Annotated in this window: 20 protein-coding genes; 6 read left to right on the top strand and 14 right to left on the bottom strand. The window is 64.4% G+C overall.

Going from position 1 to position 22,657, the window contains the following annotated elements; all coding sequences use genetic code 11:
* The first annotated feature begins 42 nt into the window (after positions 1-42).
* Positions 43-693, top strand: a complete 651-nt coding sequence (locus CO656_RS20540) for a response regulator transcription factor (protein ID WP_097526933.1) — start codon at positions 43-45, stop codon at positions 691-693.
* 37 nt (positions 694-730) lie between these two features.
* On the opposite strand, the gene CO656_RS20535 is transcribed toward CO656_RS20540, so the two are convergent.
* From CO656_RS20535 to CO656_RS31270, 12 genes are all read right to left on the bottom strand, one after another.
* Positions 731-2,620: a sugar phosphate isomerase/epimerase and 4-hydroxyphenylpyruvate domain-containing protein gene (locus CO656_RS20535; RefSeq protein ID WP_097526932.1), complete on the bottom strand. Its 1,890-nt coding sequence runs from the start codon at positions 2,618-2,620 to the stop codon at positions 731-733.
* Positions 2,617-3,450 carry a shikimate dehydrogenase gene (locus tag CO656_RS20530; protein ID WP_037421290.1) on the bottom strand — a complete coding sequence of 278 codons (834 nt, stop codon included), beginning with the start codon at positions 3,448-3,450 and terminating at the stop codon, positions 2,617-2,619. Before CO656_RS20530 ends, CO656_RS20535 begins: the two co-directional genes overlap by 4 nt.
* Positions 3,451-4,170 carry an ABC transporter ATP-binding protein gene (locus CO656_RS20525; RefSeq protein WP_037421287.1) on the bottom strand — a complete coding sequence of 240 codons (720 nt, stop codon included), beginning with the start codon at positions 4,168-4,170 and terminating at the stop codon, positions 3,451-3,453.
* Between the two features lie 3 nt (positions 4,171-4,173).
* Positions 4,174-4,917, bottom strand: coding sequence for an ABC transporter ATP-binding protein (locus CO656_RS20520; RefSeq protein WP_095678101.1), 744 nt, complete (start codon positions 4,915-4,917; stop codon positions 4,174-4,176).
* Positions 4,914-5,885, bottom strand: a complete 972-nt coding sequence (locus CO656_RS20515; protein WP_097526931.1) for a branched-chain amino acid ABC transporter permease — start codon at positions 5,883-5,885, stop codon at positions 4,914-4,916. The genes CO656_RS20520 and CO656_RS20515 overlap by 4 nt, the downstream gene beginning before the upstream one ends.
* The gene (locus tag CO656_RS20510) at positions 5,882-6,760 is read right to left on the bottom strand and encodes a branched-chain amino acid ABC transporter permease (RefSeq protein ID WP_097526930.1); all 879 of its coding nucleotides are present in this window, start codon (positions 6,758-6,760) and stop codon (positions 5,882-5,884) included. The genes CO656_RS20515 and CO656_RS20510 overlap by 4 nt, the downstream gene beginning before the upstream one ends.
* A 58-nt stretch (positions 6,761-6,818) precedes the next feature.
* Positions 6,819-7,958 (bottom strand): ABC transporter substrate-binding protein, encoded by a 1,140-nt coding sequence (locus CO656_RS20505; RefSeq protein WP_037421275.1) that lies wholly within the window; start codon positions 7,956-7,958, stop codon positions 6,819-6,821.
* A 118-nt stretch (positions 7,959-8,076) separates the two neighbouring features.
* A complete protein-coding gene (locus tag CO656_RS20500) occupies positions 8,077-8,970 on the bottom strand; it encodes a LysR family transcriptional regulator (RefSeq protein ID WP_037421272.1) in 894 nt (297 codons plus the stop codon).
* Positions 8,971-9,049: 79 nt separating this feature from the next.
* Positions 9,050-10,300, bottom strand: a complete 1,251-nt coding sequence (locus tag CO656_RS20495) for an ABC transporter substrate-binding protein (protein ID WP_097527032.1) — start codon at positions 10,298-10,300, stop codon at positions 9,050-9,052.
* Positions 10,301-10,322: 22 nt separating this feature from the next.
* The gene (locus CO656_RS20490) at positions 10,323-12,425 is read right to left on the bottom strand and encodes an EAL domain-containing protein (protein WP_097526929.1); all 2,103 of its coding nucleotides are present in this window, start codon (positions 12,423-12,425) and stop codon (positions 10,323-10,325) included.
* 51 nt (positions 12,426-12,476) lie between these two features.
* Positions 12,477-12,599 (bottom strand): hypothetical protein, encoded by a 123-nt coding sequence (locus tag CO656_RS31275; protein WP_272938872.1) that lies wholly within the window; start codon positions 12,597-12,599, stop codon positions 12,477-12,479.
* 211 nt (positions 12,600-12,810) lie between these two features.
* Positions 12,811-14,163, bottom strand: coding sequence for a methyl-accepting chemotaxis protein (locus CO656_RS31270; RefSeq protein WP_272938871.1), 1,353 nt, complete (start codon positions 14,161-14,163; stop codon positions 12,811-12,813).
* A 582-nt stretch (positions 14,164-14,745) separates the two neighbouring features.
* Between CO656_RS31270 and crcB the strand changes: the two genes are divergently transcribed.
* Entirely contained in the window at positions 14,746-15,135 is a 390-nt protein-coding gene (crcB, locus tag CO656_RS20470) for a fluoride efflux transporter CrcB (RefSeq protein WP_097526926.1), read from the top strand.
* 309 nt (positions 15,136-15,444) lie between these two features.
* Complete coding sequence (locus CO656_RS20465; protein ID WP_097526925.1) at positions 15,445-17,382, top strand: methyl-accepting chemotaxis protein; 1,938 nt, start codon at positions 15,445-15,447, stop codon at positions 17,380-17,382.
* Between the two features lie 253 nt (positions 17,383-17,635).
* On the opposite strand, the gene CO656_RS20460 is transcribed toward CO656_RS20465, so the two are convergent.
* Together CO656_RS20460 and CO656_RS20455 are read right to left on the bottom strand one after the other, a co-directional pair.
* Positions 17,636-18,388, bottom strand: coding sequence for a hydratase (locus tag CO656_RS20460; protein WP_097526924.1), 753 nt, complete (start codon positions 18,386-18,388; stop codon positions 17,636-17,638).
* Positions 18,389-18,413: 25 nt separating this feature from the next.
* Positions 18,414-19,466 (bottom strand): substrate-binding domain-containing protein, encoded by a 1,053-nt coding sequence (locus tag CO656_RS20455; RefSeq protein WP_097526923.1) that lies wholly within the window; start codon positions 19,464-19,466, stop codon positions 18,414-18,416.
* 188 nt (positions 19,467-19,654) lie between these two features.
* Here CO656_RS20455 and CO656_RS20450 point away from each other — a divergent pair, with 188 nt between their 5' ends.
* The 3 genes from CO656_RS20450 (at position 19,655) to CO656_RS20440 (ending at position 22,651) form a co-directional block, all read left to right on the top strand.
* The gene (locus CO656_RS20450; protein WP_037421252.1) at positions 19,655-20,206 is read left to right on the top strand and encodes a TRAP transporter small permease; all 552 of its coding nucleotides are present in this window, start codon (positions 19,655-19,657) and stop codon (positions 20,204-20,206) included.
* Between the two features lie 112 nt (positions 20,207-20,318).
* A complete protein-coding gene (locus tag CO656_RS20445) occupies positions 20,319-21,599 on the top strand; it encodes a TRAP transporter large permease subunit (protein ID WP_037421249.1) in 1,281 nt (426 codons plus the stop codon).
* 38 nt (positions 21,600-21,637) lie between these two features.
* Positions 21,638-22,651: a TRAP transporter substrate-binding protein gene (locus CO656_RS20440; protein ID WP_097526922.1), complete on the top strand. Its 1,014-nt coding sequence runs from the start codon at positions 21,638-21,640 to the stop codon at positions 22,649-22,651.
* Positions 22,652-22,657 lie beyond the last annotated feature (6 nt).

Here is a 22,657-nt window from a genome sequence, read left to right as displayed (position 1 = left end):
AACGCAAAGGTCGCTGTAGAACTTTAAAGGGGGAGGAAGACCATGAGCACGCGCATCGTCATCGCGGATGACCATCCGATGGTCCAGGCAGCTCTGCGCAGCGCTCTCGTCGCGGTGCTGCCGGATCTCGATCTGATCGCCTGCCGCTCGGTCGACGAGGTCCTGGAGGTGCTGGCGGGCGATCGGCAGGAGGTGGACCTCGTGCTGCTCGACCTGAGCATGCCCGGCACGGACGGGTTTGCTGGCCTGTTCCTGCTGCATGCGCATTACCCGACCCTGCCGGTGGCGATCGTCTCGGCCCGGCAGGATGCGGCGACGATCCGCAAGGCGATCACCTTCGGCGCTTCCGGCTATATTCCGAAGTCGCTGGACCTGCCGGAGATGGCGAGTGCGATACGCGCCATTCTCGAGGGCGAAATCTGGACGCCGCAGCGTTTCGACAGCGAAGCCTCCGATCCGGATGCGGCAATGAGCGCCCGCCTCGCTTCGCTGTCGTCGCAGCAATTGCGCATCCTGACGAAGGTCATCGAAGGCAAGCTCAACAAGCAGATCGCCGGCGAGATGGACATTGCCGAGCAGACCGTCAAAGTGCACGTTTCCGCGATCCTCAAGAAGCTCGGCGTCGTCAGCCGCACCCAGGCGGCGGTGCTGTGCGAACGGCTGCTGTCGGCGAGCCCCCGCGATGCGGGTTAGGCCGTTCTCAGCCGTGTTGGACTAAATCCTCCAACCTCTACAGTTTCGGCAATCCTTCCGGCCTGAGGTGCTTCTTCAGCGCGGCGATGCGGAAGATGGCGTTGGCGGCGCCATAGCCGCGATAGCCGCGCCGCTCGACGATCTCGAAGAAGAAGCCTTCCCCGTAGGTGGGGCTGTAGAGCTGGAAGTATTCGCCGTGCTCGTCGCGGTCGTAGAGGATGTTCGCAGCCCGCAGCCGCTCCGTCAAAGCCGGCTCGAGGCCGAAGCGCGCCTCGACGTCGTCGTAGTAGTTGGGCGAAATCTGCAGCGGGCGGAAGCCGTTGCGGCGGAGTGCGGCCGCGGTTGCGAAAATGTCGTCGGTGTGGAAGGCGAGATGCTGGATGCTGGAGCCGAAAGTCTCGGCGATGAAGTGGCCGGCGAGCGTCCGGCGGTTCTCCGCACCGTTGAGCGTCAGGCGCAACGACCCGGTGGCATTTTCGACCACCTGGCTGCGCACCACCCCGGCCGGGTCGATGATATCGACCATCGGCGTCTTCCCGGCCGCAAAGATCGACGTATAGAACAGCAGCCAGCTCGGCATTTCCTCGTAGGCGACCGTCTGGGCGATATGGTCGACGCAGCGGAGCCCGGCCTCTTCCACCTCGCCACCCTCGTCGGACGGCTCGAAGTCGATGTCCCAGATGCGGCCGAGATCGCTCTTGTCGTCGAGCAGATAGAGGAGCCCGCCGCCGACGCCGCGGATCGCGGGCAGCTCGACTTCCCCGGCGGCGACCGGCTGGCTGAAGGGCTCGGCATCGAGCGCCAGCGCCCGCTTCATGGCTTGTGTCGCGTCGTCGACGACAAGTGCGACGGCATAGGCGGAGCTGCCGTGAACGGCATAGGAGGAGCTCGCAAATCCGCTCTCGTCGGTATTGACCAGAACACGGATGTCGCCCTGTTGGTAGAGGTCGACTTTTTTCGAGCGGTGGCCGGCTGCCTTGCGGAAGCCCAGCGTCCTTAGGATGGCGGTCAGCTCGGCGGCGTCCTCGGGGGCGGCCGTGAACTCGACGAAGCCGACCCGCTGGACCGGCGCACGCTCCGGCATCGGCGCCACGGTGAGAGAGCCGCCGTTCGGATGCCGCCGCACCTGGTCACCGAGATAGATCAGTGAGCGATGTCCGTCGGCGGCGAGCGGCTTGGCCGCGCCGCCGCGGAACTGGTCGTTGAAGATTTCCAGCGAGAAGTAGCCGTCATAGCCGGTTTCGGCGATCGCCCGGGTGAACTCGGCCACCGGCAGGTCGCCTTCGCCGGGCATGTTGCGGAAGTGCCGGCTCCAATAGAGCAGGTCCATGTCGATCAGCGGTGCGTCGGCCAGCTGGACGATGAAGATCTTCTCCTTCGGGATCGAGCGGATCGAGTTGACCTCGATCCTGCGCGACAGCGTGTGGAAGCTGTCGAGGATGAGGCCGATATTAGGATGATCGGCGCGCCGGACGATCTCCCAGGCATCGCGATGGTCATTGATGTGCCGGCCCCAGGCGAGGGCCTCGAAGCCCACCTTCAATCCGCGCCTGGCGGCGCGCTCGCCGAGCTCGCGAAAATCGGCCGCCGCCCGATCGATGCCGCCGAGCGAGATCGGCGAGGCGTTGGAGCAGACCAGCAGGAGGTCGGTACCGAGCTGCTGCATGACGTCGAACTTGCGCTCGGCCCGGTCGAAGGTGCGGCTGCGGTGCGGCTCCGGCATGCCCTCGAAGTCGCGGAAGGGCTGGAAAAGCGTGATTTCGAGACCATGGTCGCGCACCATCCGCCCGACATCCGCAGGGCTGCCGTCGAAGGCGAGGAAGTCGTTCTCGAAGATTTCCACGCCGTCGAAGCCGGCGGCGGCGATCGCCGCGAGCTTGTCCGGCAACGCGCCGCTGATCGAAACCGTTGCGATCGAAGTCTTCATCGCCGCTCACCTTCGTCGCGATCGCCCTTGTCGAGGCCCCAGAAGGCGATCTGCGTCGGCAGCTGCGCGAGCGTCATCTCGGCGCCGGCCTGGATGGCGATGCCGCGGCGCCGGGCTTCCTCGAGCCAGGGTGTCACCGGCGGCTTCGTCACCGCGTCGGCGATGATTTCCGCCCTTGTCAGCCGCTCCAGCGGAAAGGGATAGGGGTCGGCAGGATTCATGCCGGCCGGCGAGGCATTGACGGCGATGTCGACATCGATGCCGTCCGGCAGAACGTCATGGGCGTGAAGCTCAGGATAGTCGCGGCGCAACTGGCCGGTCAGGCGGTCCGCCTTCGCCCGGTCACGTTCGATGACGACGATGGTCGCCGCACCCGCCTCGGCAAGCGCATAGATGATCGCCGTTCCGGCGCCGCCGGCACCGACGACCAAGGCGGTCTTGCCCGTGACGGTCACGCCGTTCTTGGCGAGCGCCGCCACCATGGCGTCGCCGTCGACCATGTCACCGAGGAGCGTGCCGTCCGGCCTTCGGCGGATGATGTTGACGGCACCGGCCCGGCGAGCGCGATCCGTCAGGTCGTCGACCCCGGCACATGCCGCCTGCTTGTGCGGCATCGTCACCGAAACGCCGGGGCAATTGGGTGTTCCTCGAATGGCATCGAGGAACGCCGCCACCTTCTCGGGGAAGATATCCACCGGGATGAGGACGGCCCCGACATCATTGTCGGAGAACCACGCGTTCACCGGTCCCGGCGATTTCACCTGCTCGACCGGATGACCGATGAGCGGAATGAAGACGGTCTTTCCGGTGATCTCCGGGACGGGCTGCATTCATGCCTCCTCGAGATGGGCACCGAGGAAGAGCTGGCCGACGCGCGGATCGGCAAGCAGCTTGTCGGCCCTGTCGTACATCCGGCTGCGGCCCTGTTCGAGCACCAGGCCGAAATCGGACATGGCGAGCGCCGCCTTGGCGTTCTGCTCGACCATCAGAATGGTGACGCCCTGGTCGCGCAGCCGGATCAGCGTGCGGAAGGTCTCGTTGATCATCTGCGGCGAAAGGCCGATAGACGGTTCGTCGATGAGGATCAGCGACGGATCGAGCAGCAAGGCGCGCGCGATCTCGAGCTGCTTCTGCTGACCGCCCGAAAGGGTGATCGCCTGTTCCTTCGCCTTCTCCTTGAGGATCGGGAACTGCTCCATCACCTCGTCGATGCGCTTGGCGATCTTCGCCTGATCGCCGGAGGAGATGCCGCCGATCTCGAGATTGTGGCGCACCGAGAGCATCGGGAAGAGGTTGCGGCCCTGCGGCACATAGGTGACGCCCTTGCCGAGCATCTTCGCCGGCGCCAGCGAGGTCACGTCCTCGCCGTTGAGGATCACGTTTCCCGAACGGATTTTCAGGAGCCCGAAGATCGCCTTGAAGACCGTCGACTTGCCTGCCCCGTTCGGGCCGATCACCGTGGTGATCGTGCCCTTGTCGATCTTGAAGGACGTGCCGTTCAGGATCGTCATTTTGCCGTAGCCGCCATAGACCTGCTTGAGTTCCAGCATGGCTCAACCTCCGAGATAGGCTTCGATGACGGTGGGATCGTTGCGCACCGTCTCCGGGTCGCCTTCGGCAATGATCCTGCCGTTCGCCAGAACGATGATGCGCGTGCAGAGCGACATCACGAATTCCATGTTGTGCTCGATGACCACGAAGGTGGCGCCGCGTTCCTGGTTGAAGGCCTTCAGCCGCTCCTTGAGGTCGGCGAGCATGGTGAGGTTGACGCCGCCGGCCGGCTCGTCGAGCATCACCAGCTTCGGTCCCGCCATGAAGGCCATCGCGGCGTCGAGCAGCTTCTGCTGGCCGTAGGAAAGCGATCCCGCCTTCTCGTGGGTCTGGTGCCCGAGCCGGAAGAAGTCGATCATCCGCAGGGCCTCTTCGGTGAGGCCCGCATCCGGTTTGCCGAAGAGACGCGACAGCATCGTGCCTTTGTGCTCCTGACCGGCCAAAATGATGTTGTCGAGCACGGTCATCTCGGGGAAGACCTGCAGCATCTGGAAGGTGCGGCCGACGCCGAGCTTGTTGAGATCGCAGGGGCGCTTGCCCGCGACCTCCTTGCCGTCGACCAGCACGGTGCCAGTCGAGGCCGGCAGCTGCCCGAGGACGCAGTTGAAGAGCGTCGACTTGCCGCTGCCGTTCGGGCCGATCAGGCCCAGGATCTCACCCTGGTGGACATCGAAGGAGACATTGTCCACCGCCCTGAGTCCGCCGAAGGATTTGCTGACATTGCGTACGGAAAGGACCGGCGTCATCGTCCTGCCTCCCAGGTCGTGGCATTGGGGTTCTGCCTGAGCTTCAGCGCCGTGCGGCCACGCTCGACGAGGCCGAGCAGGCCGGTCGGGCAGAAGACCATCAGCACGATGACCAGCGTGGCATAGATCATCAGGTAATATCCCTCGGTGAAGCGCAGGAATTCCGGCGCCAGAACGATCAGCAGCGCGCCCAGTATCGGGCCGAAGAAGAAGCCGGCGCCGCCGACGATGACCATCAGCAGGACCTTGAGCGAGATGGTCAGGCCGAAGGAATGCGGATCGATGAACTGGGTGAGCTGGGCCAGCAGGCTGCCGGCAAGCCCGCCATAGGAAGAGCCAATGGCGAAGGCGAGCAGCGTCGTCTTACGGATGTCGACGCCGAGGCTGTTGGCGCGGATCGGATTTTCCCGGAGCGCCTTGAAGGCGCGGCCCCAGGGCGAACGGATGATGGCGTAGAGGGCGACAGCCATCAGCACGAACAGCGCCAGCACGAAGAAATAGAAGGCGAGCGGCTTCTGCGTCTGCAAGCCGAAGAGTTCCGGCCGCGGGATGCCCACAATGCCATACGTGCCGCCGGTCAGCCATTCCTCGTTGCGCAGCATCAGCACCACCAGCGCGTTGAAGGCGAGCGTGATGAAGGCCAGGAAGTGATGCTGGACGCGGAGCGCCGGGTAGCCGAGCAGAAATCCGATGACGAAGCAGAGAACCATCGCGGCGATCATTGCCGCCGGCCACGGCACGCCCGCCATGGTCATGAGCGCCGTCGTGTAGGCGCCGATGCCCATGAAGGAGGCCTGGGCGAGCGACACCTGGCCGGCATAGCCGAGCGTCAGGTTGAGCCCCATGGCGGAGATCGAATAGACCAGCCATGAGCACAGCACGAACACGCCGTAATTCGACTGCGTGAAGGGGAGCAGGATCAGGATCGCGAGACCCGCGACCAGTGTAGCGAGAATGTGCTTGCTCATACGGTGCGTCCTTCCGCCTTTCCGAGCAGGCCCTGCGGCCGCACGAGAATGATGATGATGAGCAGGATCAGCGGCACCGCGGAGCGATACGACGCGGAAACGTAGGCTGCCGAGAGATTGTCGATAACGCCGAGCAGGAGACCGCCGGCCAGCGCGCCGCGGATCTGGTTGAAGCCGCCGACGATCGCCGCGATGAAGGCGATCAGGCCGAGCGTCTCGCCGTTCGAGAACTTCGCCAGGTAGATCGGCGAGATCAGGATGGAGGCGAGAAAAGCGAGGCCGGCATTGATCAGGAACGTGTAGAGGATCATACGGCGCACCGGCACGCCGAGGATTTCGGCCACGTTCGGATTCTGCGCGGTCGCCTGCATGCAGCGGCCGATCTTCGTGCCGTTCAGGAAGAGCTGCAGCAGCGCTACGGCGCCGAGCGCGATCAGCAGAACGGCTATGTCCTGCACCGAGATGGCGGCGCCCAGCACGTTGAGGGTGCGGTCGGAGAACAGGGCCGGGAACGGCAGCGCCTCGGCCGTGTAGAACTGCTTGACGCCTTCCTTCATCAGGATGCCGAGGGCGATCGTGGCGATGACGATCGGTAGGACGCCGTGCGGCAGCAGCGGATCGATGATGATGCGCTTGAAACCGAGGCCGAGCAGCAGCAGCGAGAGCACCACCGCGATCGCCATCGCCACCGGAAAGCTCAGACCGAGGAACTGTGTTCCGGCCAGAACGAAGAAGGCGGGCAGCATGATGAACTCGCCCTGGGCGAAATTGATCGTCTGCGACGCCTGCCAGAGCAGGGTGAAGCCGATCGCCGCGAGCGCATAGATCGACCCCGTTGCCAGTCCGGAGACGAACAACTGGAAAAACGTATTCATGAAAGATGTCCCCAAGAAAGGGGGCTTCAGGCCCGGCGGGCCGGAAGCCTCACCGTTTTTAGAGTTTCGGCAGCGTGGTCACGACGGTCTGCTTGCCGTCCTTGACCTCGACGAGGAAGCTTTCGCGGTTGACCTCGCCCTTGTCGTCCCAGCTGGTCTCCATCAGGATGCCGGGTTCGTCGGCAGGCGTGATGGTCAGGCCATGCAGCGCATCCGCGAAGGCCTGGCGGTCGACCTTGCCGTTCTTGGTGGTGACGTATTTCACCACATAGGCGCCCATATAGGCCTTGATGGCGTTGTGGTCGGGCTTGTAGCTGTACTTCGCCTCGAACTTCTTGGCGAATTCCTCGATGCCGGGGATCGGCGCATTGGCGCTGAGGCCGACATGCCCGCGCACGCCGTTGACCGCTTCGCCGGCAAGGTCGACGACCTTCTGGTTCATCAGCGTCGTTTCGCCGAAGATCGGCTGGGTGACGCCCTGCTTGCGGATTTCCTTGAGCAGCCGCGCGCTTTCCTCTTCATGCAGATAGGCGAAGATCGCGTCCGCATTGCTCGACTTCAGCTTGATGACGTCGGCTGCGAAATCGGCCTGGCCCACTTCGCTCGACACGTCGGCGTTGACGGCGATGCCGTTCTTCTCCAGCTCGGCCACGAAGGAATCGCGTCCACCCTTGCCGAAGTCGTCATTGACCCAGGCGACGGCGACCGACTTCACCTTCATTTCCTCGGTGAGGTACTTGACCAGTTTCGGCATCGACTGTTGTGCGCCGAAAGAGGTGCGGAAGATGTAGGGATTGCCCATGTCGGTGATGAACGGCGCTTCGGCGCCGGTCAGCTGCGGCACGCCGTTCTGCTGGGCGACCATCATGTTGACCTTGACCGAGCCGGAATAGATCGGCCCCATGATGACATAGGCGCCGTCGTCGATCGCCTTCTGCACCATGGCGCGCGAGGTCGTCGGGTCGGTCTGCGTGTCGTAATCCGTCACCTCGACCTGTTCGCCGAGAATGCCACCGGCAGCATTGATCTCCTCGAAGGCGAGCTTCAGCGCGTCGCGCCAGTTGCTTCCCACGGTGGCGCCGGCGCCCGAAAGCTCGATCACGTTGGCGATCTTTATCGTGTCCGCCCAGGATATGTTCGGCAGGCCGGCCGATAGCGCCACGGCAATTGCGATCGACGCAAGTGCTCTCTTCGTCATGTTCTCCTCCTATTTCGTTCTTCCATGGGCGGCGATCCTCCTCCGCCCAGCTGCGTGATACTGTCCCATCTCTTACGTAACGGCAAATACCAAGATATGCAGAGTCAATAACTTGATGTTATCTTTTGGCGCGGTTCATTTCGGTTCTCAGCGTGTCGATGAAGCGCTCCGAAAAGATCGACAGCGGAACGTCGCGCCGATAGGCGACGAAGGTCGGGAAGGTCGTGTCCGCTTCGATTTCCAGGCATTTGATTCCCGGCACCCGGCCGGCGGCGACGGTGAACTCGTCGATGATGGCAATGCCGAGCTCGGCGGCGACGAGGGCGCAGACGGTCGTGCCGAAACGCGCCTTGATTTTCATATCATAGGCGAGGTTCTGACGACGGAAAATCTCGGTCATCACCCGCCCGTAGGGATCGTTCGGATCGATGCCGATCAAGGTATGGCGGACGATTTCGTCCGGCGCGATGGCGTCCTTGCCGGCGAGCTCGCTGTCCTGCGGCACGATGCAGAGCAGCCGCCCGGTGGCGAGCGGCTCGAAATGGATGATCGAGTGTTCGAGATAGGAGCTGATCGCCACCACCTCGCCGCGACCGACGAGCAGATAGTCGATCGCCTCCTCGATCTTCAGAATGTTGATGTCGACATAAAGCGACGGATACTGCTGGCGCAGCTTGGCGATCGCCCGCGGCACCATCACATTGGCGATGCTGGGAACCGAGCCGACGCTGAGTTCCAGCCCGTCACCCTTTTCCAGCCGCTGCACGGCAAACTGCAGGTCCTCGACCTGCCGGTAGACGGTGTCGAGTAATCCGAAGATGTGCCGGGCCTCCGGCGTCGGCACATAGCGCCCATGGCTGCGGTTGAAGAGACGGACCCGAAGGCTGTCTTCCGTATACTTCATCAGCCGGCTGACGCCGGGCGCCGCGACGCCGAGGAGCTTCGCGGCGCCGGCGATCGTGCCGGTGACCATGATCGCGCGGATCACCTCGATCTGTCGCAAAGTCAGCATGACGCCTCCCAACGCCTCCAACGGAGCCTATTGGTAATTTTCAGGCGCCGTGGAAACAAGCGATTAAGTTTGGTGCTCCTCACTGCCGCTTGACGATGTCGTAGAGGCGGCGCTGGGCAGTTTTGGTCGACATGCTTTCGTCGTTGAAGAATTCCGCCAGCACGCCGATCCAGCCCTCCGACATCTGCGTCGGCATGGCCATCGACTGGGCGCTGACGCCGCTGTTCTGGACGATCTTCTCGAGGCCGAGCCGGCCGCAGCGGTCGAGCCCGCTGGGATCGACGTCAGTGCGCACCGGCAGGGAGCCCTTGAGACGGCTGAAGGCCACTTGGTTGTCGCGATCGAGCACCATGCGCGCGAAGGCGCGCTGCGCGTCGGCGGCGTCTTCGCGGTTGGTCAGCGGAAAGGCGAAAGCGTCGATGACCATGAAATAGGCGATCTCCGTGCCGGGCATCAGGCTGCAGCCGAAATCCTTGTCGACAGAGTAGCCACGGGCCACCAGCTCGCCCTTCGCCCAGTCGCCCATAAACTGCATGCCCGCCTTGCCGCCACCGACTGCGGCGGTGGCGTCGGCCCAGGTCTTGCGCCGGCGCGCTGCGGCCGGTTCCGCATAGCGGGAGAGGCGTCGCAGCATGTCGAGCGAGTCGGTCATGCGCGGATCGCTAACCAGCGCCGGGTCGCCGCGGATGATCCGGGCATAGCCGTCGGCGCCGAGCTTGGAATACATGATGCCGTTGAAGACGAGGGAGATTTCCCAGGGACCGTCGCCCAGCGCGACGGGCAGGTGGCCCGCCGCCTTGATCTTTTCGGCGGCGGCGAAGATTTCGTCCCATGTCTCGGGAGCCTTCAGGCCGAGTTGGCGGAAGATGGGCTCGCTGGTCCAGAGCCAGTTTTCCGCGTGGACGTTGGTCGGCGCAAAGAACACCTTGTCCTTGTAGGTGATGCGCTCGAGCACGGTTGCCGGTAGGACGCGGCGCCAGTCATCGGCCCTGGCGACCTCGTCGATGTCAAGCACGATACCCATTTCCGGCAGCTCGCGTGAACCCTCGTTCGCATTCCATTGCATGACGGCGGGCGCATAGCCGTTGGCGATGCGATCGCTGACGATCCTCTGGACGGCCACCTTGTTTTCCGCCGGCAGGTCGATCCATTGGTGGCCGGCATCGGCCCATGCCTTGCGCAACACGTCCAGTGCCGCCGCCTCGCTCTGCGAAATCCAGAAATGCACGACATCGACTGCGCCGCGCTGATCGGCGGCTGCAGGTGGCTGGGAGCTTGCCAGCAGCAGCAGCGCCGCGGCCAGGCAGGCCGTTTTGATTTTTCGTCTCATCATCTCCTCCAACTTACGATAGTCACCGCCGGGCGATCCGCCGCAGCGCTGCCGAAGCCTTCGACGCCGGGCGCCGGTCGGCGGCGGCCCGTTGCGGCAGCCGCGCGCCGGCGAGGGCGGCTGGCTCGGGCCGGGCGAAATGGTATCCCTGGCCGATGTCGCAGCCGGCCTCGATCAGGAAGCGTCGTTGCGCTTCCGTCTCGATCCCCTCGGCGACGCAGCGCTTGCCGAGGTTCCGGGCAAGTTGGATCATGGCGCGGATGATCTGCTCGCTGCGGGCGTCCTTGCCTATGCCGTCGACGAAGCTTCGGTCGATCTTCAACTCGTCGAAGGGGAAATCGCGTAAGTGCACGAGCGAGGCGAAACCGGTGCCGAAGTCGTCGAGCGAGATCGACAGGCCGTGCTGACGGAAGCGCGCCACCGTTGCAAGAATCTGGCCGGCCGAGCGATTGAGGAAGACGTCCTCGGTGATCTCCACCGCGAAATCCTGCCATTCCAGGCCGTTTTCACGAACTGCGGCGGCGAAGAACGCGTAACCTTCCTCGCCGACGAGCAGGACCTCGGGCAGGTTGATCGACACGGGACCGGGAGCGAGCCCGGCCGCCCTCCAGGCCTTGAGGTCGCGGCCGACGGCGGCGACAACTGCGCGGGTCATGCCGCGGATGAGCTGCGTTCCTTCCATCAGGGGCAGGAAACGGCCGGGCGGCAAAAGCCCCAGCTCCGGATGCTGCCAGCGCACCAGCGCCTCGAAGCCCAGATGGGCACCGGTCATGAGGTCGACCTTCGGCTGGTAGTGCACGACGAATTCATTGCGGTCGGCGGCAAGCACAAGGGCGAGAGAGAGCTGGTTCTGCTCTAGCCGCCGGGCCAGCGCCGCTTCGTCGAATATGACCGTGGTGTTGCGCCCGGCCTTCGCCGTATAGAGAGCGAGGTCGACGATGCGCATCAATCCGGCCTCGTCCGAGGCGTGATCGGGCACGATGGCGCCGCCGATGCTGGCCGAGACCTGCAGGTTGCGTCCTTCGAAGGCAAAGTCTGCGGCGATCGCCTCGATCGCCCGTTCGGCGACCGCTTCGAGTGCGGCAGCCTCGCCGATCCCTGGCAGCAGCACGGCGAATTCGTCGCCGCCGAGCCGGGCGATCACATCGCTTGCGCGCAAGGTCTTCTGCAGGGTGCGGGCGACGTGACGCAGCACCGCATCGCCCGCGGGATGGCCGAGGCCGTCATTGATGGCTTTAAACCGGTCGAGATCGAGAAGCAGCATGGAGAAGCCGGCCCCTGTCCTTTCCAGCTCGCCAAAGAGATTGCTGAGAGCGGTATTGAAGGACGAGCGGTTGTTGAGACCGGTGAGAGCGTCGGTGTGGGCCAGAAGCGTCAGCCGCTGCTCGAAAGCCATTGTCAGGCGATGCTCGTTGCGCAGCTTCTTGAGGAGCGGGCTGAACAGAAGGACGCTCGCCAGAATGACGGTGGCCGCGATCAGCGCCAGCAGCCCCGTGCCGATCAGCTTGGCGTTGTCGATGCTGACGCCGCTGCGGTCATGGGCGTGGCGGATCAGGTCGGAAAACTGGCGCATCAGCATGCTGTCGGAGGCTACGGCGAAGTCGATCGGGCCCCAGAAGGAGTAGCGCTGCCGCCGGTCCTCGTTGCTGGTATCGGCAATGCGCACCGCCCGCTCGAGAAAGTCCTCGAGCCGGCCATTGAGATCGCGACGCAATTGCACCGCAATCTCGTCGCGCGGATTGAAGCGCTCAAGGAGATTGCCGCCGATGCTTTGGTCCAGCGCGTGCAATTCTCCGCTCATTGCCCGGATATCGCCTATCGCCCGATGGATGTCGTCGCGCATCGGACTGATGATGTATTCCGGCAGGTTGGGGTCGGCCGAAGCCCGCATCAGCGCCCGCGTCTGGTTGGCGAGCTGCTGGAAGCGGATGAACTGGTTGCTGGTCAGGAAGCTGATCTTCTGCTGCAGCGAATGACGGTCAAGGGCGACAAGCATGGTCAGATAGGTGGCGGCGATCAGCAGCGTCATCACAATGACGGCATTCACGTAGTGCCGGCCGATCGACCGAATGTATGTCTCCACCGATTGCCGAGGCCTGCTCAGCGGTTTCGATCGTCCAGTCATCTCGTCAGCCCGCTCCGCTCGCACCTTGTTCCTCCTCCGCCTTTACCGCGATCAGGTTCCGGTATTTGGCAGTTGTTCGCCGGCAGGCCGTAAGCCTTCGCGCGACAATTCCGCCAGGACGCGGTCAAGCTGGGCGGCGACCGCGAACAGGCTGGCGCTTTCCATATCGACCATGCGGAGGCGGTCCTCGGGATTGCTGCGGGGGAAAACAGCGATATTCGACACTGGCTATGGCTCCGTATGTATGAATGGGCGCGAAAGCTTCGGCCCTATCCCTGGCCCTCGCCCCGGGAACTGGGGAGAGATGTGATCGGGCGCCGCAAATCTCCTGCTTCCGGCAGAAATCGAGGCGGCGCGGGACGGCGTCGTCCCAAGTCTTCGAGGCTCAGAACTCCTCCCACTCGTCGACGGCCGCCGCCGTTGCCGTCTTGCCGGCGAACGCGCGGGCGATGCGGCCGCCGAGCGCACGGGCGGGTGAAGCGACCGGCTTCGCCGCCTCGCCGGCGCGCGGGCCGGAGGCCCCTTCGAGCTTGAAGCGGGCGACCAGGTCGCGGAGCTTCGCCGCCTCCAAAGCGAGGCTCGAAGCCGCAGCGGTCGACTGCTCGACCATCGCGGCATTCTGCTGGGTGCTCTGGTCCATCGAATTGACCGCGGTGTTGATCTCGGCAAGCCCGGTGGACTGCTCCTTGGCGGAGACGGCGATCGCGTTCATGTGGCTGTTGATCTGGCCGATGAAGCCGCCGATCACGTTCAGCGCCTCGCCGGTATCGCGCACCAGTCTGACGCCGCTTTCGACCTCGGTCGTCGAGTTCTGGATCAGTCCCTTGATCTCCTTGGCGGCTTGCGCCGAGCGCTGCGCGAGCTCGCGCACCTCCTGGGCAACGACCGCGAAGCCCTTGCCGGCGTCACCGGCGCGCGCCGCCTCGACGCCGGCGTTGAGCGCCAGGGTGTCCTCCTCTTCGAGACGCGCATTGGCAAGTGCATTCTGACGGAACACTTCGACGGCCTCGGCCATCGCGCCGATCTCGTCGTCGCGGCCGGCAAAGGGGATCGGCGACTTTGCGTCGCCGGAGGCGAGATTGCGCATCGCGCCGGTGATGCGGGTGATCGGATTGGCGATGCCGAAGACGGCAAAGGCGATAACGCCGGCGCCGGCAGCGACCGCGGCAGCGCAGAGGATGGAGATAAGCTTCAGCGTATTTTCGAGCAGCTTCTGAATTTCCGCACCGGAACGGGCGGCGCCCTCATTGTTGAGGCCGACGATCACGTCGATCGACTTGGCAACATCGCTGAAGCGCGGCGCCATTTCCTTGGAAATGATCTGCTTGGCCTCATCGTCCTTGGCTGCGGCCGAGGCAACGATCATCCGGCGGCTCGCGTGGATCAGCTGGCTGGCCGTATTCTTGATCTTCGCGAGTTCGGTCTGTTCGTCTGCCTCGGCCACGAGCGCCGCGTAGTCGTCTATCGACCTGAAAAAGCGAGTCTTTTCCGCCTCAATCGCGGTTTCTGCCGCATGTTCTTCATCCTCCGTGGCCGCCAGGACATGGCGATTAAAGGCTACCTTCAGGTCGGAGAGAGCGGTATCGATCTCCTTGGATCGCTCGACGCTCGGCAGCCAGTTGTCGACGATCTCGTCGCTCTTGGCGTCAATGTCGGAGAGGGAACTGATCGATACCCAGGAGATGGCGGCGGTTGTCAGCACCATGCCGGCAATCGAGCCGATCAGGGACAATTTCACGCTTGGTCGTTTCACTATCACTACCTCTGAACTGTATTCGAGAGACCGAGGTCTCCGTTGGTCGAGATTTGGCCGGGATCGCCCCCCTTGCTCCCGGTTCGCCGGCCGGACGATGGGGAGGATCGTCCGGTGACGTTGGCGGCGGGGAACGAGCGCGCGACTTTCCTTCCGCGCTCCGTGCCGAGCGCGGCCAGCATCTCCTCGAAAATCATGCGTCTTGGAAATCCCGCGGGCTCATCCCGCTGGAGCGAACGGATACACCGGTCGCCCCTATGAATCGCCACCCAGGAACCTGTCGGACACCGCCCGGCGGTTGTGGAGGCGATTACTATCGCAATCACCACCCAAGCGTTCCTGAGTAAACAAACGCTTAAATACGGTGCGGCTCGGGCAGTTGGCAGCGGAAAGTGGACAGGCCGATGCAGAAAGTGGATAGGTCCAGTGCTCCGATCTGAAACGGATGGGCTGCGCTTAGAGGCGGCCTCCGATGCCACAGCGGACATCGCCGCTTCGGCGATTGCCGGCGGCGGCTCTCCGTCCTATCGTCCCGAACTTCGGGCCGCGAGAGGAAAGAGGACGGCAATGGCCTATCTGTTGGTATTCCTTGGCGCCGGATTGGGCGGCGCCATGCGCCATGGCGTCAACCAGCTTGCCGCGCAGCTCCTCGGTGCCGCCTTTCCCTTTGGCACCCTGGCGGTCAACGTCGCCGGCTCCTTCGCCATGGGGCTCATCGCCGAGTATTTCGCCTTGCGCGTCCATCTGCCTCAGGATGTGCGGCTGTTCCTGGCGACCGGCGTGCTCGGCGGATTCACCACCTTTTCAAGCTTCTCGCTCGACACGATCGGCCTTTATGAGCGCGGCGAGTGGGCCGCCGCGGCAATCTACGCCGCTTCTTCCGTGATCTTTTCACTTCTCGGCTTGCTCGCCGGGGTGATGCTCGTCCGCCTGCTCGCGGCCGGCCAGGCGGCCTGATTATCAAATTTTAGAAATTACTTTTATAGCAAAGCTAATTATTCACGATTTCGCAACCAACAGGTGCCATTTCTTGAGGCAAAGCGAAGCGATGTACGCTCGTCTCAACCGCCATGAGGGCGGGTGGCCTTCGCGGCGCAAGCCGCCGCTGGGACTGGTTTTCACTGCATTGGGACGGTTTTGACGCGGGCTGCGGCATGCGCCCGCTCGCGCCTCCTTGATACGTTGATTCTGAAGGACGCAAGCGAACGGTCCAGCCAGAAAGCGGTCGAGGCGCGGCAATTGCGTTAAAGGGACGAGGAAACATCGATGAGCTATTTCAAGAGCTTCGGGATTGGCGCGCGCCTCGCCGTCGGCTTCGGCTTCCTGCTTCTCATGATGGTCGGCTTGACCATCTATTCGGCCGTTCAGGTCGAAGAGATCAATGGCAATCTCGCTACCATCAACGACGTGAACAGTGCCAAGCAACGCTTTGCGATCAACTATCGCGGTAGCGTTCATGATCGGGCAATCGCCATCCGCGACGTCACTCTGGTGACCTCCGAAGAGGAGCGCAGGAAAGCGGTGGCGCTGATCGAAAAGCTCGCCGCCACCTATGCCGAGAACGAGAAGCGGATGGCCGAGATGATCGCTGCCGGCGCGAGCGATCAGGAAAAAACCATTCTGGCCGAAATCGCCGACATTCAAGCGAAGACCAATCCGCTCGTCGCCGACATCATCGCCTTCCAGGAGAAGGGAAATGGCGACGGCGCGCGCAGGATCCTGCTGGAGCAGGCCCGCCCCCTGTTCGACGCCTGGCTCGGCGCCATCAACAAGTTCATCGACTATCAGGAGGCGCTGAACAAATCGATCGGCAGCCACGTGCGCGATGCCGTGAGCGGGTTCGAATCACTGGCATTTACGGCGCTGGGTATCGCTGCCCTGCTTTCGATCATCGCTGCGGCGCTGTCGGCGCGCTCGATCATCGGACCGCTGTCCAGGCTGCAGCTGTCGTTGAAGGCGATGGCCGAGGGCGACCTGACGGGGGATCGTCACCTCGAAGCACGCCGCGACGAGATCGGCATGCTGGCGCGTGCTGTTGCGGCGCTCAGGGATGCGATCTCCGCAAAGGCGGAACGCGAGGCGAATGCGGAGACGACGCGCACGATGACGGAGCGCCAGCGGCTTGAAGAGGATGCAAAGCAGCGCAATGCCTTGGCGGAGCAGACCGGCCAGGCCGTCCATCAGCTCGCCGCCGCACTGCAGAATCTCGCCTCGGGCGACCTCACCCAGCGGATCGACACGCCGTTCATTCCGTCGCTCGACAAGCTGAGGCTCGACTTCAACGGAGCGGTCGAAAAGCTGCGCCAGGCGATGCAGGCGGTTGCCGAGAATGCAAGCGCGATCGCAGCCGGCGCCCAGGAGATACGCTCGGCCTCCGACGATCTCGCCAAGCGGACAGAACAGCAGGCGGCTTCCGTCGAGGAGACGGCGGCGGCGCTCGACGAGATCACCACAACGGTCGCCGACTCCAGCAATCGTGCCCAGGTGGCGGGCCAGCTCGTTCGCAAGACGAAGGACAATGCGGAGCGCTCCGGACGCGTCGTGCGCGACGCGGTCGGCGCCATGGGCAAGATCGAAACCTCGGCAGTCGAGATCGGCAATATCATCGGCGTCATCGACGAGATCGCCTTCCAGACCAACCTTCTCGCGCTGAATGCCGGCGTCGAGGCGGCGCGAGCCGGCGAGGCCGGCAAGGGCTTTGCCGTCGTCGCCCAGGAAGTGCGCGAATTGGCGCAGCGTTCCGCCAAGGCCGCCAAGGAGATCAAGGAACTGATCAACACCTCGAATGACCACGTCAAGAACGGCGTCGCCCTCGTCGGCGAAACCGGCAAGGCGCTCGAGGAAATCGTCGAGCAGGTCCAGCAGGTCGACGGCAATGTCGGGGCGATCGTCGAGGCCTCCAGGGAACAGGCAACAGGCTTGAAGGAGATCAGCACGGCGGTCAACACCATGGACCAGGGGACGCAGAAGAACGCGGCGATGGTCGAGGAAGCGACAGCCGCCGCCCATGGTCTTGCCAAGGAGGCGGACGCGCTGTTCCAGCTCTTGCGCCAGTTCGACATCGGCGCCGGCGCCGCATCAAAGCGCCCAGCGCCGGCTGCAAGCGGAGGCACGGCTGCTTCACCGGCGCGCCAGATGGTCGCCAAGGTGGCGCAGTCCTTCCGCGGAAACGCCGCCGTGGCGGAGGAATGGCAGGAGTTCTGAGAGGGAGGGAGCCGCGCCGAACTGCCCAAGTGGTATACCCCTCTGCCCTGCCGGGCATCTCCCCCACAAGGAGGGAAATTGGACAAAGGCGAGGCCCTGCCCGACACCAAGCTCGTGAACGCTGAAGTCACCGAATTGGTTTGAGCGAGGCGTTGCCACTCGCCGATCTCTCCCCTTGTGGGCCCCTTGTGGGGAGAGATGCCCGGCAGGGCAGAGGGGTGCTATTTCGTCGTTCCCGAGGTCCGGCTTTTCGCTATTCGAACCGAACCGCCAGACTCCATCTGCCGTCGAGCCTCACGTCGATGCGGCCGGGTGCTGCGACATCGAGGGCGCCGCAGAGACTGCCGGTAGTGACGATCTCCCCGGCGGAAAGCGTGTCTTCCGCCCTTTCTGTCTCATTTGCCCAGCCGACCAGCCAGGCGAGCACATCGCTTGCCGGGTGGTGGGCCTCGCCTGCGAACAGCGGGGCTCCGTCGAGGCTCACTTCCAGCGGCCGCCCCTCCGCGCCGTCGAGAAATTCGCGCGGCAGCTCGGGCCCGAACGCATAGCCCGCATTGCCGAGCCGGTCGGCGAGGAAGAGCAGGAATGGCGCCTTGCCGCCCTCCTCGATGCGGCTGTCGAGCACCTCGACGCCGAGATGGATGGAGCCGATGGCGGCGATCACCGCGTCCCGGCTATAGCCGGCTTCCCGGGGCGGCAAGCCCGCGGCAAGGCGGAAGCCGATCTCCGCTTCGACACGCAGGCCGTTGCGCCAGCGAAAGGTAGCCGGCTCGGCGTCGGCGTGGGCCGCGATCGGCGAGAGACGGCCGGCGACGCTCATGCCTTCGGGCGAGCGGGCCACCTTGTATCCCGCGACGCCGTCCTCGGGCGCGACGAACGCGACCTGCACGGCGATAGCCTCGGCAATGGTCGCCGGCACCGGTAACTCTGCGGCCGCGATGCGGTCCTTTGCGGTTGCAAAGCGGTGGGCGAGATCGGCGGCATCGAAAAGTGTAGCGTGGGTCATGCGGGCATTCGTTTTGGGGGGATGGTCAAGCGGCGGAACGGGCAGGGACGCCGGTCGATGCCCGGAGAATCAGGCGGCTTTCGAGCGGCGGCGGCGGCGGCGGCTGCCGGCCGGCAAGGCAGGCGAGCAGATAGTCCGCAGCCCGCCGGCCGATTTCGGCATTGTCGACGCGCATCGTCGTGAGCGGCGGATCGGTCTGTTCTGCCATCGCCACGTCGTCGAACCCCGTGATGGAGAGCTCTTCCGGCACGCTCATGCCGAGCGCGCGCGCCTCTATGAGCGCGCCGATCGCCAGCGCGTCGTTGCCGCAGACGACCGCCGTCGGCCGTGGACCCGCCGCTTCCATGATCGAGCGCAGGCTCTCGCGGCCGAAGGCGATGCTCGCCGGCCCCTCGCGCACATGCTGCGGCCTGAGCGCCACGCCTTCCTCCGCGAGTGCCGCGCGCAGGCCTTCGACGCGCGCCACGACCCGGTCGTTGTCGATCGACGGCTGATGGATCAGCGCGAAATCGCGATGGCCGAGCTCGAGCAGGTGGCGGGCGATCCGCCGGAAGGCGGCGGCGTTGTCGAAGCCGACGCTCGGGTGAGGGGAGCCGGGCCGATGTGAATAGGTGACCACATAGGGGACGCCGCGCGCCGCGATCGTTTCGAACAGGCCGGGGCGGTGTGACTCGCCGACGACGGCCAGCGCCTCCACGCCGCGCGCCAGCATGGTGCGGACCTGGTTGGCGGCCTGGTCGGCGTTGTAGTTCGAACAGCCGATCAGCACCGTAACGCCGTCTGCGGACAGGCGCGTCTGCAGGGCGCCGACCTGCGAAGCAAAGACGTCGTTGTCGAGGGTCGGAATGAGCACCCCGGCGAGCCAGGTGCGGCGGCTGGCGAGCGCCGCGCCGGCCGGATGCGGCATCCAGCCAAGCTCGGCCGCGGCCTTCAGCACCTTTTCGCGGATGTCCGGCGCGACCTTTTCCGGCGCATTGAAGGCGCGGGACACCGTGGCGGTTGAAACGCCCGCCAGCGCCGCAACGTCGAGAGCCCGGGCGCCCGTGTGTCCGTTCCGCTCTCTTCCTCCACGTCCCATGGGAATCGATCTCTCCTCAATCGATTAGCTATGTATACGGTTACATGCCCTTTTCCAACCCATTTACTTTCCATTTGACAGGCCGTCTGAAAGTGCTATGTAAGCGCTTACATTCTGATCGGCTGTCCGGAGGCGGTGATGTGCGGAGGCGCATGGCCGGGAGAGCCTTCATCGGAGGAGGAGCCATCTTGTTCGCGATCCGCAAATTCCTGCTGAACCCCGTGGAGTTCCTGCTGGCCCTTTGTCTGGCGGCGATGCTGGTTCTCGTCTTCGGCAATGTCGTGCTGCGCTATGCCTTCAACACCGGTATTTCCGTGTCGGAAGAGCTGTCGCGCCTGCTGTTTGTCTGGGTGGTCTTTCTCGGCGCCGCGGTGACGCTGTTCGAGCAGGCGCATCTCGGCGTCGATACGCTCATCCGCCGGCTCTCCCGCAAGGGCCGGCTCCTCTGCTTCGTCCTCTCCAACCTGCTGATGCTCTATACGACCTGGCTGGTCTTCTCCGGCACCTGGCAGCAGTTCGGCATCAATCTCGGCATGACGACGCCCGTCATGGGCATCTCGCAAGCCTGGTTCTTCGTGCCGGTGCTGATCTTCACGGGTTTCGCGGCCGCCTGGTTCTGCCTCTCGCTGCTGCGTTCGCTCACCGGCCGGATCAGCGACGAGGAACTGATCGGCGTCAAGGAATCGGAAGAGGATTTCGACATCGCGCAATTGCCGCCCGGCAGCGTGCCGCCGCGCTGAGGGTTCGCCCGTAGCCGTTTCAACACGCGCCGGCGCTGGCGCTTCCGAAGGTCTGTAGCCGCAATCGGAGGGACGTGATCCCCGAGCAATAGGCGGTAAAGGTTGGTCCGCGATGACAATTCTGGTCTTCATCACCGCCCTTCTCGCCGCCATGGCGATCGGGATGCCGATTGCCTATGCGCTACTGATCTGCGGCGTGGCGCTGATGGTGCAGCTCGCCATGTTTGATCCGCAGATCCTCGCGCAGAACCTCGTCGGCGGCACGGACAGCTTCACGCTGCTCGCCGTGCCCTTCTTCATGCTGGCGGGAGAGGTGATGAATGCCGGCGGGCTGTCGAAGCGAATCGTGGCGCTGGCGCTGGCGCTGGTCGGGCATGTGCGCGGCGGGCTCGGCTATGTGGCGATCATCGCCGCTTGCGTGCTCTCGGCGCTCTCCGGCTCGGCGGTCGCCGATGCGGCTGCGCTCGGCGCGCTGCTCGTGCCGATGATGGTCAAGGCCGGTCACGACAAGGCGCGCTCCGCCGGCCTTGTCGCCTCGGCCTCGGTCATCGGACCGATCATCCCGCCGTCGATCGCCTTCATCCTGTTCGGCGTCACCGCCAACCTGTCGATCTCGAAGCTCTTCATGGCCGGCATCGCGCCGGGCCTGATGATCGGCGTCGGGCTTGCGGTCGCCTGGTGGCTTATGGTGCGCAAGGAGGAGATCGAACTCCGGCCGCGCGCCAGCGGTGCGGAGCGGCTGAAGGCGCTGCGCGAAAGCCTCTGGGCGCTGGGCCTGCCGGTGATCATCATCTTCGGCCTGAAATTCGGCCTCTTCACCCCGACCGAGGCCGCCGTCGTCGCTGCCGTCTATTCGATCCTGGTCGCCACCTGCATCTACCGCGAGCTCAGCCTCTCCCAGCTCTATGCCGTCTTCGTCTCCTCCGCCAAGGTCACGAGCGTCGTCATCTTCCTCGTAGCGGCCGCCCTCGTCTCGGCCTGGCTCATCACCATCGCCGACCTGCCGGGGCAGGTAATCGAGCTCCTGTCGCCCTTGATGGACAGCCCGAAGCTGCTGATGCTGGCGATCATGATCCTCGTCGTCATCGTCGGCACGGCGATGGACATGGCTCCGACCATCCTGATCCTCGCGCCGGTGCTGGTGCCGGTGGTGCAGGCAGCCGGCATCGACCCGATCTATTTCGGCGTGCTGTTCATCATCAACAATTCCATCGGCCTCGTCACCCCGCCGGTCGGCACGGTGCTGAACGTCGTCGCCGGCGTCTCCCGTCTCAACATGGAAACGGTGATCCGCGGCGTCACGCCCTTCATGGTCGCCCAGCTCGTCGTGCTGGGGCTGATGATCGCCTTCCCCGAACTCGTCACTTGGCCCGCCGCCTGGCTGGGACGCTGAATTCCAGAAAATCGCATTTTATTCAAGGAGGAAACGACATGCGTAAGACTTTGATGGCCTTGATGACCGGCCTGATGCTGGCATCCGTCGCGCCGCTCTCGGCAAGCGCCGAGATCAACGAGCAGACCATCCGCTTCGCCAGCGCCGGCGCCGAAGGCTCGCCGCTCGTCATCGGCCAGCGCAAGTTCGCCGAGATCGTCAAGGAAAAGAGCGGCGGCAAGATCGACGTCAAGGTCTTCCCGGCCGGCATGCTCGGCGGGGACCTCCAGTCGGTGACGGCGCTGCAAGGCGGGCTCCTGCAGATGTCCGTGATGAATGCCGGCCTGATGGCAAGCCTTGCGCCCGACTTCGCCATCCTCGACCTGCCCTTCCTGTTCGAATCGACCAAGGAAGCCGACGCGGTGATGGACGGCGAGGTTGGCAAGACCTTCGCCAAGGAACTCGACGACAAGAACCTCGTCGTGCTCGCCTATTGGGAGCTCGGCTTCCGCAACCTCACCAACAGCCGCCGCCCCGTCGAGAAGGTCGACGACATCGAGGGACTGAAGATCCGCGTCGTGCAGTCGCCGATCTACCTGGAAATGTTCCAGGCGCTCGGCGCCAATGCGGTGCCGATGCCGTTCCCGGAAGTCTATACGGCGCTCGAGACCGGCACGGTGGACGGCCAGGAAAACCCGGCGCCGAGCATTCTGACGGCCAAGCTTAACGAGGTGCAGAAGTACATCACGCTGACGCGCCACACCTATAATCCGATGGTGCTGCTGTTCTCGAAGCCGCTCTGGGAAAAGCTCGACCAGGAGGAGAAGGATCTGTTGCAGGCCGCCGCCACCGAGGCTGCCGCCTTCCAGCGCCAGCTCTCCCGCAATGCCGACCAGAAGGCGGTCGACGCGCTTGCCGCCTCGGGCATGACGGTCACCAAGCTGCCGCCACAGGAAATCGCCCGCTTCCGCGAGAAGACCAAGCCGGTCGCGGAGAAATTCGCCGCCTCCGCCAATCCGGACCTCGTCAAGGCGCTCAACGAGACGATCGAGCGGGTGCGCTCCGCCAATTGAACTCCT

The sequence above is a fragment of the Sinorhizobium sp. FG01 genome (assembly GCF_002531875.1).
Taxonomy (GTDB): domain Bacteria; phylum Pseudomonadota; class Alphaproteobacteria; order Rhizobiales; family Rhizobiaceae; genus Sinorhizobium; species Sinorhizobium fredii_C.
This window is presented reverse-complemented; position numbering and strand designations above follow the sequence as displayed.

Excerpts from the sequence above, each read along its gene's own strand:
- CO656_RS20540 (WP_097526933.1), top strand. The coding sequence starts at position 43 with ATGAGCACGCGCATCGTCATCGCGGATGACCATCCGATGGTCCAGGCA.
- CO656_RS20535 (WP_097526932.1), bottom strand. The coding sequence starts at position 2,620 with ATGAAGACTTCGATCGCAACGGTTTCGATCAGCGGCGCGTTGCCGGAC.
- CO656_RS20530 (WP_037421290.1), bottom strand. The coding sequence starts at position 3,450 with ATGCAGCCCGTCCCGGAGATCACCGGAAAGACCGTCTTCATTCCGCTC.
- CO656_RS20525 (WP_037421287.1), bottom strand. The coding sequence starts at position 4,170 with ATGCTGGAACTCAAGCAGGTCTATGGCGGCTACGGCAAAATGACGATC.
- CO656_RS20520 (WP_095678101.1), bottom strand. The coding sequence starts at position 4,917 with ATGACGCCGGTCCTTTCCGTACGCAATGTCAGCAAATCCTTCGGCGGA.
- CO656_RS20515 (WP_097526931.1), bottom strand. The coding sequence starts at position 5,885 with ATGAGCAAGCACATTCTCGCTACACTGGTCGCGGGTCTCGCGATCCTG.
- CO656_RS20510 (WP_097526930.1), bottom strand. The coding sequence starts at position 6,760 with ATGAATACGTTTTTCCAGTTGTTCGTCTCCGGACTGGCAACGGGGTCG.
- CO656_RS20505 (WP_037421275.1), bottom strand. The coding sequence starts at position 7,958 with ATGACGAAGAGAGCACTTGCGTCGATCGCAATTGCCGTGGCGCTATCG.
- CO656_RS20500 (WP_037421272.1), bottom strand. The coding sequence starts at position 8,970 with ATGCTGACTTTGCGACAGATCGAGGTGATCCGCGCGATCATGGTCACC.
- CO656_RS20495 (WP_097527032.1), bottom strand. The coding sequence starts at position 10,300 with ATGAGACGAAAAATCAAAACGGCCTGCCTGGCCGCGGCGCTGCTGCTG.
- CO656_RS20490 (WP_097526929.1), bottom strand. The coding sequence starts at position 12,425 with ATGACTGGACGATCGAAACCGCTGAGCAGGCCTCGGCAATCGGTGGAG.
- CO656_RS31275 (WP_272938872.1), bottom strand. The coding sequence starts at position 12,599 with ATGGTCGATATGGAAAGCGCCAGCCTGTTCGCGGTCGCCGCCCAGCTT.
- crcB (WP_097526926.1), top strand. The coding sequence starts at position 14,746 with ATGGCCTATCTGTTGGTATTCCTTGGCGCCGGATTGGGCGGCGCCATG.
- CO656_RS20465 (WP_097526925.1), top strand. The coding sequence starts at position 15,445 with ATGAGCTATTTCAAGAGCTTCGGGATTGGCGCGCGCCTCGCCGTCGGC.
- CO656_RS20460 (WP_097526924.1), bottom strand. The coding sequence starts at position 18,388 with ATGACCCACGCTACACTTTTCGATGCCGCCGATCTCGCCCACCGCTTT.
- CO656_RS20455 (WP_097526923.1), bottom strand. The coding sequence starts at position 19,466 with ATGGGACGTGGAGGAAGAGAGCGGAACGGACACACGGGCGCCCGGGCT.
- CO656_RS20445 (WP_037421249.1), top strand. The coding sequence starts at position 20,319 with ATGACAATTCTGGTCTTCATCACCGCCCTTCTCGCCGCCATGGCGATC.
- CO656_RS20440 (WP_097526922.1), top strand. The coding sequence starts at position 21,638 with ATGCGTAAGACTTTGATGGCCTTGATGACCGGCCTGATGCTGGCATCC.